Source organism: uncultured Serinicoccus sp., from assembly GCF_947487915.1.
In the GTDB taxonomy this organism is placed as follows: Bacteria; Actinomycetota; Actinomycetes; order Actinomycetales; family Dermatophilaceae; genus Ornithinicoccus.
Map to the genome: position 1 here is coordinate 355,111 of NZ_CANKYH010000002.1, position 14,109 is coordinate 369,219.

At 73.7% G+C, this 14,109-nt stretch carries 14 protein-coding genes; all 14 read right to left on the reverse strand.

Annotation, left to right across the window (positions count from 1 at the left end):
* Nucleotides 1–1,206 (reverse strand): glutamine-hydrolyzing carbamoyl-phosphate synthase small subunit, encoded by a 1,206-nt coding sequence (gene carA / locus Q0795_RS03505; protein WP_298886505.1) that lies wholly within the window; start codon nt 1,204–1,206, stop codon nt 1–3.
* Nucleotides 1,203–2,522, reverse strand: a complete 1,320-nt coding sequence (locus Q0795_RS03510) for a dihydroorotase (protein WP_298886508.1) — start codon at nt 2,520–2,522, stop codon at nt 1,203–1,205. The genes carA and Q0795_RS03510 overlap by 4 nt, the downstream gene beginning before the upstream one ends.
* Complete coding sequence (locus tag Q0795_RS03515; RefSeq protein ID WP_298886633.1) at nt 2,519–3,451, reverse strand: aspartate carbamoyltransferase catalytic subunit; 933 nt, start codon at nt 3,449–3,451, stop codon at nt 2,519–2,521. Before Q0795_RS03515 ends, Q0795_RS03510 begins: the two co-directional genes overlap by 4 nt.
* Nucleotides 3,448–4,029, reverse strand: a complete 582-nt coding sequence (gene pyrR / locus Q0795_RS03520) for a bifunctional pyr operon transcriptional regulator/uracil phosphoribosyltransferase PyrR (protein WP_298886511.1) — start codon at nt 4,027–4,029, stop codon at nt 3,448–3,450. The genes Q0795_RS03515 and pyrR overlap by 4 nt, the downstream gene beginning before the upstream one ends.
* Before the next feature lie 86 nt (nt 4,030–4,115).
* A complete protein-coding gene (gene nusB, locus Q0795_RS03525; protein WP_298886514.1) occupies nt 4,116–4,529 on the reverse strand; it encodes a transcription antitermination factor NusB in 414 nt (137 codons plus the stop codon).
* Between the two features lie 3 nt (nt 4,530–4,532).
* Nucleotides 4,533–5,093 (reverse strand): elongation factor P, encoded by a 561-nt coding sequence (gene efp / locus Q0795_RS03530; protein ID WP_298886516.1) that lies wholly within the window; start codon nt 5,091–5,093, stop codon nt 4,533–4,535.
* 57 nt (nt 5,094–5,150) lie between these two features.
* Nucleotides 5,151–6,242: a 3-dehydroquinate synthase gene (gene aroB, locus Q0795_RS03535; protein WP_298886519.1), complete on the reverse strand. Its 1,092-nt coding sequence runs from the start codon at nt 6,240–6,242 to the stop codon at nt 5,151–5,153.
* On the reverse strand, nt 6,227–6,736 hold the full coding sequence (locus Q0795_RS03540) for a shikimate kinase (RefSeq protein WP_298886522.1): 510 nt from the start codon (nt 6,734–6,736) through the stop codon (nt 6,227–6,229). The genes aroB and Q0795_RS03540 overlap by 16 nt, the downstream gene beginning before the upstream one ends.
* On the reverse strand, nt 6,733–7,995 hold the full coding sequence (aroC, locus tag Q0795_RS03545) for a chorismate synthase (RefSeq protein ID WP_298886525.1): 1,263 nt from the start codon (nt 7,993–7,995) through the stop codon (nt 6,733–6,735). The genes Q0795_RS03540 and aroC overlap by 4 nt, the downstream gene beginning before the upstream one ends.
* 57 nt (nt 7,996–8,052) lie before the next feature.
* Nucleotides 8,053–8,772 carry an A24 family peptidase gene (locus Q0795_RS03550; protein WP_298886528.1) on the reverse strand — a complete coding sequence of 240 codons (720 nt, stop codon included), beginning with the start codon at nt 8,770–8,772 and terminating at the stop codon, nt 8,053–8,055.
* The gene (locus Q0795_RS03555) at nt 8,769–9,599 is read right to left on the reverse strand and encodes a shikimate dehydrogenase (protein WP_298886531.1); all 831 of its coding nucleotides are present in this window, start codon (nt 9,597–9,599) and stop codon (nt 8,769–8,771) included. Before Q0795_RS03555 ends, Q0795_RS03550 begins: the two co-directional genes overlap by 4 nt.
* Complete coding sequence (gene mltG, locus Q0795_RS03560) at nt 9,593–10,861, reverse strand: endolytic transglycosylase MltG (RefSeq protein WP_298886534.1); 1,269 nt, start codon at nt 10,859–10,861, stop codon at nt 9,593–9,595. Before mltG ends, Q0795_RS03555 begins: the two co-directional genes overlap by 7 nt.
* The gene (ruvX, locus tag Q0795_RS03565) at nt 10,858–11,397 is read right to left on the reverse strand and encodes a Holliday junction resolvase RuvX (protein WP_298886537.1); all 540 of its coding nucleotides are present in this window, start codon (nt 11,395–11,397) and stop codon (nt 10,858–10,860) included. The genes mltG and ruvX overlap by 4 nt, the downstream gene beginning before the upstream one ends.
* Nucleotides 11,394–14,087 carry an alanine--tRNA ligase gene (gene alaS, locus Q0795_RS03570; protein ID WP_298886540.1) on the reverse strand — a complete coding sequence of 898 codons (2,694 nt, stop codon included), beginning with the start codon at nt 14,085–14,087 and terminating at the stop codon, nt 11,394–11,396. The genes ruvX and alaS overlap by 4 nt, the downstream gene beginning before the upstream one ends.
* Between the last annotated feature and the right edge of the window lie 22 nt (nt 14,088–14,109).

Consider the following 14,109-nt stretch of genomic DNA (forward strand, 5'->3'; position numbering starts at 1 on the left):
TCAGGACTCCTGGGAGGTCGGGGAGGTGGTGGAGGGGCGCCGCTCGAGCAGGTCCACGAAGCGGTCGAAGAGGTACTCCGCGTCGTGCGGGCCGGCCGCGGCCTCCGGGTGGTACTGCACGCTGAAGGCCGGCACGTCCACGCAGGAGAGCCCCTCCACGACGTCGTCGTTGAGGGCTACGTGGTCGCAGCGGACCGGGCCGTAGGGGGTGTCCGCCGGCTGGTCGGTCGGTATGCCGTCCGGCCAGGCGATGGCGAAGCCGTGGTTGTGGCTGGTCACCTCCACCTTGCCGGTGGTGCGGTCGAGCACGGGCTGGTTGATCCCGCGGTGCCCGAAGGCCAGCTTGTAGGTGCCCAGCCCGAGCGCCCGACCGAGCAGCTGGTTGCCGAAGCAGATCCCGAAGAACGGGATGCGCCGGTCGAGGACCTCCCGCAGCAGCGCGACCTCGTGCTCCGCGGTCGCCGGGTCGCCCGGCCCGTTGGAGAAGAAGACGCCGTCGGGGTCCAGCCCCAGGAGCTCCTCCGCGCTGGTCCGGCTGGGCAGGACGTGGACCTCGATCCCCCGCCGCGCCAGCTGCGCCGGGGTCATCCCCTTGATGCCGAGGTCGAGGGCGGCGACGCGGAAGCGGGTCGGCACGCCCTCCGGCGGGGACACGACGTAGGGCTCGGGGGTCGAGACCTCCGCCGCCAGGGCGGACCCGGCCATGAGCGGTGCGTCGGTGACCTGGCGCAGCAGCTCCTGCGGGGCGGCGGCGGCCGCCTCACCGGAGAAGACCCCGACCCGCATGGCGCCGCGGTCCCGCAGGTGCCGGGTCAGCGCGCGGGTGTCGATGCCGCTGATACCGACGACGCCGGCCTGCGCCAGAGCCTGGCCGAGGTCGCCCTGCGAGCGCCAGCTCGAGGGCCGGATCGCGGGGTCGCGCACCACGAAGCCGGCGACCCAGATGCGCCGGCTCTCCATGTCCGTCGTGTTGACGCCGGTGTTGCCGATGTGCGGCGCCGTCATGACGACCACCTGGCGGTGGTAGGACGGGTCGGTGAGCGTCTCCTGGTAGCCGGTCATCCCGGTGCAGAAGACCGCCTCGCCGACGGTGCGCCCCCGCGCACCGTAGGCCTCTCCGCGGAAGGTGCGGCCGTCCTCGAGCACGAGGAGGGCCGGCTCGGGCTGGGCTGGGGTCACCGGTGCCTCTTTCGTCGGGTCGGTCATGCGGTGGCTCCCCACACCAGGCCCTCGCGGGCGGTGACCTGGCCTCGGAGCATCGTCAGGTGCACGGCGCCGGTGAGCCGGCGGCCGTGCCAGGGGTTGTTGCGGGACAGGGAGCGCGACAGCGCCCGGTCCACGGTGTGGCTGCGGGTGGGGTCGACCAGGGTGAGGTTGGCCGGCGCGCCGGTGGTGAGGCCGCGGCCCTGGTCGCTCAGCCCGGCGATCCGGGCGGGAGCGCTCGACATGGTGCGCGCCACGTCGGCCCACGTCATGAGACCCTCGGCCACCATGACCGTCGAGACGACGGGGAGCGCGGTCTCCAGACCGAGCATGCCGAAGGCCGCGTCGGCGAAGGCGTGCTCCTTGTCCTGGCGCACGTGCGGAGCGTGGTCGGTGGCGACCGCGTCGATGGTGCCGTCGGCGAGCGCCTCCCGGAGGGCCCGGGTGTCCTCAGCCGGCCGCAGCGGCGGGTTGACCTTGAAGGTCGGGTCGTAGCCGGCGAGCTCGCCCTCGGTGAGCATGAGGTGGTGCGGGGTGACCTCGGCGGTCACCGCGATCCCCTGCGCCTTGGCCCACCGGAGCACCTCGACGCTCCCGGCCGTCGAGACGTGCGCGACGTGGACGCGGGAGCCGGTGTGCCGGGCCAGCATGACGTCCCGCGCCACGATCGTCTCCTCGGCGACGGCCGGCCACCCGGGCAGCCCGAGGCGCCCGGAGAGCTCTCCCTCGTGGCAGCACGCCGTGCCGTCGGCCAGGCGCGGGTCCTGCGCGTGCTGCGACACCACGCCGCCGAAGCCCTTGACGTACTCCAGCGCCCGGCGCATGAGGCGGGCGTCGTCGACGCACCGGCCGTCGTCGGAGAAGACCCGGACCCGGGCCCGGGAGCGGGCCATCAGCCCGAGCTCGGCCAGCTCCTGGCCGGCCAGACCCTTGGTGACGGCGCCGACCGGGTGGACGTCGACGTAGCCCGCTCGGCGCCCGAGGTCGAGCACGGTCTCGGCGACCTCGGCGGAGTCGGTGACCGGGGTGGTGTTGGCCATGGCCAGGACGGCCGTGAAGCCACCGACCGCGGCCGCCTGCGAGCCGGTCTCGATGGTCTCGGCGTCCTCCCGCCCGGGCTCGCGCAGGTGGGTGTGCAGGTCGACGAGGCCCGGCAGCAGCACCAGCCCGTCGGCGTCCAGGCGCTGCACCCCCTCGGGCGCGTCGGCGGCGGCGTCGGTCCCGACCGCGCGGATGGTGCCGTCCACGACGAGCACGTCGCCGGCGCCACCCCCCGCGAGGTCGGCACCCCGGACGAGCAGGGCGGGCGTGCGGCTCACTGTGCGTCTCCTTCCCCGGCGAGGAGGTGGTAGAGGATGGACATCCGGACCGCGACACCGGCGCTCACCTGGTCCAGCACCAGCGACCGGGCCGCGTCCGCGGCGTCCGCGGAGATCTCCAGGCCGCGGTTCATCGGCCCGGGGTGGGCGATGACGGCGTGGTCCTGCAGCAGGCCGAGACGACGGGCGGTGAGGCCGTAGGTCACGGCATACTCGCGGGCGGTCGGGAAGTAGCCCCCGCTCATCCGCTCGCGCTGCACCCGCAGCATCATCACCGCGTCGACGGTCGGCAGGACGGCGTCGAGGTCGTAGGACGTCTCGAAGCCGTCGGCGGCGGACCACGCGGCCACCCCGCTCGGCATGAGCGTCGGGGGCGCCACCAGGGTCACCTGCGCCCCCAGCGCCCGCAGGCACAGCAGGTTGGAGCGCAGCACCCGCGAGTGGGTGAGGTCGCCGACGATCGCCACGTGGCGTCCGCGCAGGTCGCCGAGCGCGCGGCGCAGGGTGTAGGCGTCGAGCAGCGCCTGGCTGGGGTGCTCGTGGGTGCCGTCCCCGGCGTTGACGATGGAGCAGTCCGTCCAGTCCGCGATCTGCGCCGGGGCACCGCTGGCCGGGTGCCGGATGATCATCATGTCCACACCCATGGCGTCGATCGTCAGGACCGTGTCGCGCAGCGACTCGCCCTTGGAGACCGAGGTGCCCTTGCCGGTGAGGTTGATGGTGTCGGCGCTCATCCACTTGCCGGCGATCTCGAAGGACGCACGCGTGCGGGTGGAGTCCTCGAAGAAGAAGTTGATGATGGTCCGGCCGCGCAGGGTGGGCAGCTTCTTGACCTGGCGGTCCTGCACCTCGTGCATGGACACGGCGGTGTCGAGGATCTGGGTGATCTCCTCGGCGCTGAGGTCAGCGATCGAGAGCAGGTGCTTCACGCGATCCACACCCCCTCGGCACCGTCCGCCTCGTGCAGCCGCACCATGACCCGCTCGGTGCGGGAGGTGGGGAGGTTCTTGCCGACGTAGTCGGCGCGGATCGGCAGCTCGCGGTGGCCCCGGTCGACGAGCACCGCCAGCCGGACGCTGGCCGGCCGCCCCAGGTCGGCGAGGCTGTCCAGCGCGGCACGCACGGTGCGGCCGGAGTAGAGCACGTCGTCGACGAGCACGACGACCTTGCCGTCGACGCCGCCCGCGGGGACCTTCATGGGCTCCGGGGCCCGGGTCGGCTGGCTGCGCAGGTCGTCGCGGTACATCGTGATGTCCAGCGAGCCGGTGGGCACCTCGGCGCCCTCGACACCGGCGACGGCGGCGGCGAGCCGGTGCGCCAGCGGCACGCCACGGGTGGGGATCCCCAGCAGCACGAGGTCGTGGGGCCCCTTGTTGCCCTCGAGGATCTCGTGCGCGATGCGCTTGAGCGCCCGCTGGATCTCGTCACCGGTGAGGACCTCACGTCCTCCGGGGGGTCGAGCAGGGCCCGTCGGGGGGGCGACCTCTCGCTCACGGGCAGGGCTCATGGGCCCACTCTCCTTCCCCGCCTCACTGGACGGTGGTTAAAGGACGTGATGGTGCGGCGCCCAGCCTACCCGCTCCGCGGGCGCGCTCAGACGAGGGTGTGCTTGACCTCGGCGATGCGGGCCAGCAGCCCGTTGACGAAGCCCGGGGACTCGTCGGTGCTCATGCGTCCGACCAGCTCGACCGCCTCCGCGACGGCGACCATGTCCGGCACCTCGTCGTTCCAGAGGATCTCCCAGGCCCCCACGCGCAGCGCCGCCCGGTCGACGGCCGCCATGCGCTCCAGGCTCCACCCCTGCGACCAGGTGGCGAGGATCTCCTCGATCTGCCCCCAGTGCGCGATGACCCCGCGGACGATCTCGACGGCGTAGTCCGGCAGCGCGTGCTGCGTGGTCGGGGTCTCGATGCGCGACTCCAGCAGCTCCCCGACGTTGATCCCGCGCTGCTCGGCCTCGAAGAGCAGCTCCAGGGCCCGCTTGCGGGCCCGGGTGCGTGCGGCCACGGGTCAGTTCACGCGGCCGAGGTAGGACCCGTCGCGGGTGTCCACCTTGACCTTGGTGCCGGTCTCGAGGAACAGCGGCACCTGGATCTCCGCGCCGGTCTCGAGGGTGGCCGGCTTGGTGCCGCCGGTGGAGCGGTCCCCCTGCAGGCCGGGGTCGGTGTGGGTGATCTCCAGGACGACCGACGGGGGCAGCTCGACGTAGAGGACCCGGCCCTCGTGCTGGGCGATCATCGCCCGGTTGTTCTCCAGGAGGTACTTCGCGGTGTCCCCCATGGCCTCGGCGGTGACCGGCACCTGCTCGTAGGTCTTCTCGTCCATGAAGATGTAGTCGGTGCCGTCGTTGTAGAGGTACTGGTAGTCGGAGCGATCGACCGTGGCCGTCTCCACCTTGGTACCGGCGTTGAAGGTCTTGTCCACGATCTTGTTGGTCAGGACGTTCTTCAGCTTGGTGCGGACGAAGGCCGGTCCCTTGCCGGGCTTGACGTGCTGGAACTCCAGCACCTGCCACAGCCCGTTGTCCATGTCGAGGACCATGCCGTTCTTCAGGTCGTTCGTGCTTGCCACGTCGCGTGTCTTCCTTCGGTATGCCGGTCGGCGCGTTCAGGGGATCGACGGACCAGTCTACCCGGGTGCCACGGCGGCGTAGGCCGCCCGCAGGTCCTCCTCCGAGGGCCCCTCCAGCCGGGCCGGCCGGGCCAGGCCCTCCAGCACGACGAAGCGCAGGGTCGACCCCCGGGTCTTCTTGTCCCGGCCCATGGCGGTGCGCAGCTCCTCCCAGCGTCCGGGCCGGTATGCCGTCGGGAGGCTGACCGCGTCCAGCACCTGTCGGTGCCGGTCCCTCAGGGCGGCGTCCACCAGGCCGGCCCGGTGGGCGAGCTCGGCGACGTAGACCAGACCCACCGCCACCGCGTCACCGTGCCGCCAGGTGTAGCCCTCGACCTGCTCGACCGCGTGCGCGAAGGTGTGCCCGTAGTTGAGGATCTCCCGCAGCGAGGACTCGGTGAGGTCGGCCGCCACGACGTCGGCCTTCACCTGCACCGCACGGGCGACGAGGTCGAGGGCGAGCTCCGGGTCGCGGCGCGGGTCGGTGGCGGCAGCGGGGTCGTGCTCGACGAGCTCGAGGATGGTGGGGTCGGCCACGAACCCGCACTTGATGACCTCGGCCAGGCCGGACACGTAGTCCGCGCGCGGCTGCGTGGCCGTCCAGCCGGGGTCGCAGAGGACCTCGACCGGGGGGTGGAACGCGCCGACGAGGTTCTTGCCCTCCGCGGTGTTGATGCCGGTCTTGCCGCCGACCGCGGCGTCCACCACACCCAGGAGGGAGGTGGGCAGCTGGACGACCTCCACCCCGCGCAGCCAGCTCGCCGCGGCGAACCCGGCGAGGTCGGTCGTGGCCCCACCGCCGATGCCGACCACGAGGTCGGAGCGGGTGAAGCCCTGCTGCCCCAGGAGGGTCCACAGCCCGGCCAGGACCGGCACCGTCTTCGCGGACTCGGCGTCCGGGACGGGCGCGAGCACGGGGGCGGCCCCCGCCTGCGCCAGGACGTCCGCGGCGTCCCGCGCCAGCGCCTCGCGCCCGGTCTGGTGCACGACGAGCACCCGCCGCCCCGGCGCCGCGTGCCGACCCAGCCGCGCCAGCGCGTCCGGGCCGAGGTGCACGGCATACGGCGCCGCTCCCCCGACCTGGATCGTGCGGCTCAGTCCGTCAGCCACGAGACCACCTCGTCGGCGACCTGCTCGGGCGTGCGGCCAGCGGTGTCCACGCGCGTCCCGCTCACGGCCTCGTAGGTCGGCCGCCGGGTGTTCATGAGCCGGGTCCACGAGGCGCGGGGGTTGACCAGCAGCAGCGGTCGCGAGGCGTCGAAGCCGACCCGGGTGGCGGCGGCGGCGATGGTGACGTCCAGGAAGACGACCCGGTGCCCGTCGGCGAGCGCCTGCGCCACCGGCTCCTGCATCACGGCGCCGCCGCCGAGCGCGACCACCCCCGTCTCCTCGCGCAGGGCGCGGAGCACCTCCTCGCGCTCCAGGGTGCGGAAGGCGGCCTCGCCCTCCTCCACGAAGATGTCGCTGATCGAGCGCCCCTGCGCGGCCTCGACCGCCGCGTCCGTGTCGTGCAGCGGGACCCCGAGCCGCTCGGCCAGCACCGCCCCGACGGTCGACTTGCCGGACCCGGGGGGACCGACGAGGACCACGCGCGGCCCGCTCACCGGCCCTGCTCCGTGGCCGGGGTGCGCTGGTGCTCGGCCACGGAAGCCAGGTAGGCCGCGTGGTTGCGGGCCACCTCCGGCACCGAGTCGCCGCCGAACTTCTCCAGCACCGCGTCGGCGAGGACGAGCGCGACCATGGCCTCGGCCACCACGCCGGCGGCGGGGACGGCGCACACGTCCGAGCGCTGGTGGATGGCGGTCCCGGCCTCCCCGGTGGCCGTGTCGACCGTCCGCAGGGCCCGGGGGACGGTGGAGATCGGCTTCATCGCGGCGCGCACCCGCAGCACCTCGCCGGTGCTCATGCCGCCCTCGGTGCCGCCGCTGCGCAGGGTGGCCCGGCGGATGAGGCCCGCGTCGTCCCGGTCGATCTCGTCGTGGGCCTCGCTCCCGCGGCGGGCCGCGGTGCGGAAGCCCTCCCCCACCTCCATCCCCTTGATCGCCTGGATGCCCAGGAGCGCCGCGGCCAGGCGGGCGTCGAGCCGGCGGTCCCAGTGCACGTGCGAGCCCAGGCCGGGGGGCAGGCCGTAGGCCAGCACCTCGACCACCCCGCCCAGCGTGTCACCGGCCTTCCTCGCGGCGTCCACCTCGGCGACCATCGCAGCGGAGCGCTGGGCGTCGAGGGTGCGCACCGGGTCGGCGTCGACCCGCTCCACGTCCTCCGGGCGGGGCAGCGACCCCGGGTCCGGCGCGTCGTCGTCGATGCCGGGCACCCCGGCCCGACCGATGCTGACGGTGTGGGAGACCAGGCGGACGCCCACGGTCTGGTCGAGGAAGGCGGCCGCCACGGCCCCGAGCGCGACCCGTGCCGCCGTCTCGCGGGCCGAGGCCCGCTCCAGCACCGGCCGGGCCTCCTCGAACCCGTACTTCGTCATCCCGACGAGGTCGGCGTGCCCCGGCCGGGGGCGGGTCAGCGGACGGTTGCGGGCGAGCTCCTGCGGCGCCCCGACGTCGTCGGCGCCCTGCAGGTCCGTGTCCTCCACCGGCTCGGGCCCCATGACCGCCTGCCACTTGTGCCACTCCGAGTTCTCGATCTGCAGCGCGAGCGGCGAGCCGAGCGAGACGCCGTGCCGCAGCCCGCCGAGGAAGTGCAGCCGGTCGGCCTCGAAGCTCATGCGCGCCCCGCGTCCGTAGCCCAGGCGGCGGCGGGCCAGCGCCCCCTCGACGTCGGCCCGGGCGACCCGCACCCCGGCGGGCAGCCCCTCCAGGACGGCGGTCAGGGCGGGGCCGTGCGACTCACCGGCGGTCAACCAACGCAGCATGGCCGCCATCTTCCCACGCGGGCCGGGACCACCCGGCACGCCCCGGACGGGACCGGCTCAGGCCAGCCCGGCCAGCGCGGGACCCCCCAGCAGCAGTCCGACCAGGGCCCCGACCATCATCGCCGGGCCGTAGGCGAAGTCCCCCTTCCAGCTCACCCGGCGGGTGAGCAGCAGGCCGACGGCGAAGAGGCCACCGACGATGAAGCCGGCGTAGATCCCGAGCATCATCTCGGCCCAGCCGAACCACCCGAGCCCGGTGCCCAGGACGGCCGCCAGCTTGACGTCGCCGAGGCCGAGCGCGAGCGAGCCGCGGGCCAGCGAGAGCAGCGCGATGAGCAGGTAGAAACCCCCGGCGGCCAGCCCGGCCAGGAGCGCCCGCAGGAGCGGCTCGAGACCCCCGCCGACCAGCGCCGCGATCGGCAGCCCCACCAGGAGGGTGCCCATGGTCGGCCACATGATGCGGTCCGGCAGCCGATGCACGTCGAGGTCCATGGCCGCGAGGCAGACGCACGCCAGCGTGACGAGGAGCAGGGTCGGGGTGAGGACGGCCGCGACCGGCCACCCGGGCACCGCGTCATCGGGGACCTGCCACACGCGGTGCATCACGGCCGCCGCCGACAGCGCCAGGGCCACCGGAACCCACCACCGCCGTCCCGGGTAGGGCTCGTCAACCTCGTCCGGCTTGCGGTAGGTCGTCTGCTCCAGCCACCGGGCGACGGGGATGCCGAGGAGCGCCACGACGACCGCGACCAGCGCCGGCAGGACGAGGTGGCTCACCGCGGCGCCCGCCCCTCGAGCGCGCGCCGCAGGGCCAGGTCCATCGCCGGCGTGGGGGCCTCCCGCCCGGTCATCAGCTCCACCTGCCGGGCCGCCTGGTGCAGCAGCATCCGCGTTCCCCTCACGACCCGGACCCTACCCTGCGTGGCCTCGGCCACCGCGTCGGCGAAGGGGCTCGGCCAGGGCGCGTAGCCGACGTCCATGGCGACCGGCCGGTGCGCGCCGCCGTCGCGGACGGGTGGTGCCGGCGTGCCGCCGGGCAGCGTGCTGAGGACCACCTCGGCCGCGTCGAGGGGTATGCCGTCGGCCAGGCGCCGCACGTGGGTGTCCAGCCCGAGGGACTCCAGCAGCTGCGCGGTCTGCGGCCGCAGCCGGTCGCGGACGAGCACCTCCACGACGCGCACGCCGAGCCCCTGCAGCGCCACGAAGGCCGAGCGGGCGGTGGCTCCCCCGCCGAGCACGACCGCCCGGCGCGCATCCTCCAGACCCGCCTCGAGGAGGGCGGCGCGCAGACCGTCGACGTCGGTGTTGTCGGCATACCACCCCTCGGGCCGGCGGACGAGGGTGTTGGCGGCACCCACGGCGGTGGCCGAGCCGCCGGCCGCCTGCGCCAGCGCCAGCGCCTCCTCCTTGCCGGGCATGGTGACCGAGAGACCCACCCACTCCGGGCCGAGGCTCTCCACGAACCGGCCCAGCCCCCCGGCGGGGACCTCGGTCCGGTCGTAGGACCAGTCGCCCAGACCGAGCGCGGCGTAGGCCGCGTGGTGCAGGACCGGCGACAACGAGTGGGCCACGGGCGAGCCGACGACGCCCGCGCGGGTCAGCACTGGTCCGGGTTGTCCTCGCACCACTGGAGGAACTCCTCCTGGTTGACGAGGTGCTCCTCGTAGGTCTCGGCGAACTTCGTCTCCCCGGTGGAGGGGTCGACGGTGACGAAGTAGACCCAGTCCCCGGGCTCGGGCTCCAGCGCGGCCCGCAGGGCGTCCTCGCCGGGGCTGTTGATCGGGCCGGGGGGGAGCCCGGGGTGGACGTAGGTGTTGTAGGGGCTGTCGTTGGAGCGTTGCTCCTCGGTGGTCCCCGCGCGACCTCGCTCCTGGTAGATGAAGTGGACGGTGGAATCCATCTGCATGAAGCCGTTGGTCTCCGAGTTGCCCTCGATGCGGTTCTCCATGACCCGCGCGATCCGGGGCAGGTCCTCGGCGAACTGACCCTCGCCCTGCACGATGCTGGCCTTGATGACCACCTCGCGCAGGTCCTCGTCGGGGATGCCGAGCTCGTCGTAGACCCGGACGCCCTGGTCGACCATGGCCTGCAGCTGCTCGGCGGGGGTGCTGTCCGGGGCGAAGTCGTAGGTGCTGGGGTAGAGGAACCCCTCGAGCTCACCCTCGGCCGCGGCCGGCAGCTCCAGGTCGGCGGGGTCGACCGCCTCGTAGTCGGCGACCTCGTGGCCGGTGCCCTCGGCCAGCACGGTGAAGGTCTCGTCGACCCAGAGTCCCTCGCGCACCGTGACCCCGCTGAACTCCCGGTACTCCGGGTCCAGCAGGCGCCCCAGGGCCGCCTCCGAGCTCATCTGGTTGGCCATGCGGTAGGTGCCCGGCTGGATGGCCGCCGAGTCCGGGTCGGCCTGCAGGGCCGCGGAGAAGGCCGAGACCGACCCGACGACGTCCTCCTCGACGAGGATCTGGGCGATGTCGGCACCGGCCGCACCACGGGGGATCTCCACCAGGACCTCACCGCTGCCCTCGCCCTCGTAGTCGGCGGTGGAGACGTCGTCGCCGGCCGCGAGGTCGGGCACCAGCGAGCGCACCGAGCCGAAGGAGTAGACCGCGGCCACGAGGACGACCACGCCGGCCAGGCCCAGGGCGAGAATCACGAGCCAGGGGTTGCGCCGGTGCCGGCGACGCGGGTGGTCGTGGTGGTGGTCGTCGTGGTACTCGTGGGGCTCGGGCTCGCCCGGGTCGAGCACGTGGTCGGCCAACGACTCGTCGTGGTGCCGGTCACCGCGCAACCTGAGCACGTCGTCGTCGAAGCGGGCACCGACACCTCGGGCGTCGTGCTCGTCCCAGTCTTCCTCGGGCGGCTGGCTCATGTGGCGTCCTTCGCGTCAGGGTCGCGAGACCGTCGTGCCCGGGGCTTCTTGCGCGCCGTCAGGGGGGCGCCGGCGGGACGGCCGGCTCGGCGTGAGTCCAGGGCGGCCTGGAGGATGAGCACGGCGGCGACCTGGTCCACGACGCCACGCTGCTCGCGCCCCGGGACACCGCTGCCGTGCAGCGCCCGGTGGGCGTCGACCGTGGACATGCGCTCGTCCCAGAGCCGTACCGGCACCTCCAGGCACCGTTGCAGCCGCTCAGCGTACCGGCGAGCACGCTGTGCCGCCACTCGCTCGGTCCCGTCGAGCGAGCGCGGCATCCCCACGACCACGAGGACGGCGCCGCGACGTCGCGCCTCGTCGGCGATCTCCTCCAGGTCTGCGGACCCCTCGTGGTCCCGGCGCAGGGTGGCGACCGGGTGGGCGAGCATACCGAGGGGGTCGGAGGCGGCGAGGCCGACGCGGACCTCGCCGACGTCGACGCCGAGCAGCACGCCGGGCGCGACGCCCGGTCGGTCCTCCGCCACCGAGCTCATGCCCGCAGGGCCTCCTCGACCGCGGTGAGAGCGGCGCCCGTGGCGCCCGGGTCCTGCCCACCGCCCTGGGCCAGGTCGTCCTTGCCGCCGCCTCCCCCGCCGAGGGCCTGGGCCGCGACCCGGACCAGGGCCCCGGCCCGGGTGCCGCGCTCGCGCGCCGCCTCGTTGGTGGCGACGACGACGGACGGGCGCCCACCGGCGGTCCCCGTCAGCGCCACGACGACAGGCCGCTCGTTGCCCAGCCGGCCCCGCAGGTCGGTGACGAGCCGGCGCAGGTCGTCCCCTCCCGCGCCCTCGCCCAGGTCGTGTCCGAGGTAGGTCGTGCCGGCGACGTCCCTCGCCTGGTCCACGAGCCCGGAGGCCGCGGACAGCACCTGGGTCGCCTTGGCCTGCGCGATCTCCTTCTCGGCGTCCCTGAGCCGGGCGACGAGCTGGGCCACCCGGTCGGACAGCTCGTCCGGGCGCACCCGGAGGGTGTCGGTGAGCTGGTTGACGATGACGTTCTCGCGCGCCAGGTGGGCGTAGGCGTCCGCCCCCACCAGAGCCTCGACCCGGCGCACGCCCGACCCGATCGAGGACTCGCCCATGATCTTGACCAGCGAGAGCTGGGCGCTGTTGAGCACGTGGGTGCCACCGCACAGCTCCAGGCTCCACGGACCACCCACCGAGACGACCCGGACGACATCCGGGTAGCGCTCACCGAAGAGGGCCATGGCCCCCATCTCCCGGGCCTGCTCGAAGGTCATCTCGGCGGCGCTGACCTGCAGGTCGGCCATGAGGCGCTCGTTGATGCGGGTCTCGACCGCGGCGAGCTCGGCGGCGTCGAGACCGCGGGTCGCGCGGAAGTCGAAGCGCAGCCGCCCGGGGGCGTTCTCGGACCCGGCCTGCGTGGCGCTCTCCCCGAGCGTCTCCCGCAGGACCTTGTGCACGATGTGGGTCGCGGTGTGCGCGCGGGACACCGACGCGCGACGGGCGACGTCGACCTCGCTGTGGGCGTCCTCGCCGACCGCCACCTCGCCCTCGACCAGGCGGCCGCGATGGACGACGAGCCCGGGCACCGGACGCTGCACGTCGGTCACCTCGAAGAGTCCGCCGCTGCCGAGCCGGATGGTGCCGTGGTCGGCGAGCTGGCCGCCCGCTTCGGCGTAGAACGGGGTGCTGGCGAGCACCAGCTCGAGCTCCCCGTCGGCGCCCTCACCGGCACCTCCGTCGCGCCGGTAGCGGTCGACCTCGCGCCCCTCGGACAGCAGGCCGACCACACGGTCCTGCCCGCTCATCTGCTCGTAGCCGGTGAAGGCCGTCTGGGTCCCCAGCCGGTCGGCCAGGCCGCGGTAGGCCCCGGCGCCGCCACGCCCGGTCTTCTTGGCCCTGGCGTCGGCCTGGGCCCGCTCGCGCTGCTCGCTCATGAGCGCGCGGAAGCCGTCCTCGTCGACGGACAGCCCCTGCTCGGAGGCCATCTCGAGGGTCAGGTCGATGGGGAAGCCGTAGGTGTCGTGCAGCGCGAAGGCCTCGGCGCCGCCGAGCCGGGTCGCTCCGGCGGACCGGGCCCGGGCGACGGCGTCGTCGAGGATGCTCGTCCCGCTGGCCAAGGTGCGCCGGAACGCCTCCTCCTCGGCCGCGGCGACCTCGCTGATCCGCTCCCACTGCTCCTGCAGCTCGGGATAGGAGGTCTTCATGACGTCCTTGCTCACCGTGAGCAGCTCGGTGAGCGAGGGCTGCTCCACCCCCAGCAGCCGCATCGAGCGCACCGCGCGCCGCAGCAGCCGCCGCAGGACGTAGCCACGCCCCTCGTTGCCGGGCACCACGCCGTCGCCCAGCAGCATGAGGCCGGACCGGACGTGGTCGGCGACGACCCGGAAGCGGACGTCGTCCTCGTCGTCGGCGCCGTAGGCGCGCCCGCTGAGCTCCTCGGCACGCTCGATGACGGGATAGACCTCGTCGATCTCGTACAGGTTGTCCACGCCCTGGAGGAGGTAGGCCACCCGCTCCAGGCCCATCCCGGTGTCGATGTTCTTGCTGGGCAGCTCCCCGGCCACGTCGAAGTCGATCTTGGACCGGACCTCGGTGAGCTCCTCCTGCATGAAGACCAGGTTCCAGATCTCCAGGAAGCGGTCCTCGTCGACGACGGGCCCGCCGTCCGGGCCGAACTCCGGGCCGCGGTCGACGTAGATCTCGCTGCAGGGGCCGCCCGGTCCGGGCACACCGGTGTGCCAGTAGTTGTCCTCCAGGCCGCGTTCCTGGATGCGCTCCGGGGTGAGCCCGGCGACCCGTCCCCAGATCTCGGCGGCCTCGTCGTCCCCCTTGAGGACGGTCACCCAGATGCTCTCCGGGTCGAAGCCCAGGCAACCCTGGTCCTGCGAGCCGGTGACGAACTCCCAGGCGTAGGCGATGGCCTCTTCCTTGAAGTAGTCACCGAAGGAGAAGTTGCCGTTCATCTGGAAGAAGGTGCCGTGCCGGGTGGTCTTGCCGACCTCCTCGATGTCGAGGGTCCGCACGCACTTCTGCACGCTCGTGGCCCGCTTCCAGGGAGGGGTCTGCTGGCCGGTGAGGTAGGGGATGAAGGGCACCATGCCGGCGACGGTGAACAGCAGCGTCGGGTCCTGGCTGACCAGGGAGGCGCTCGGCACCACGGCATGGCCCTTGTCCTGGAAGAAGGACAGCCAGCGGCGGCGGATCTCGGCGGTTTCCATGATCTCCTCGTAGGCCCGGCGA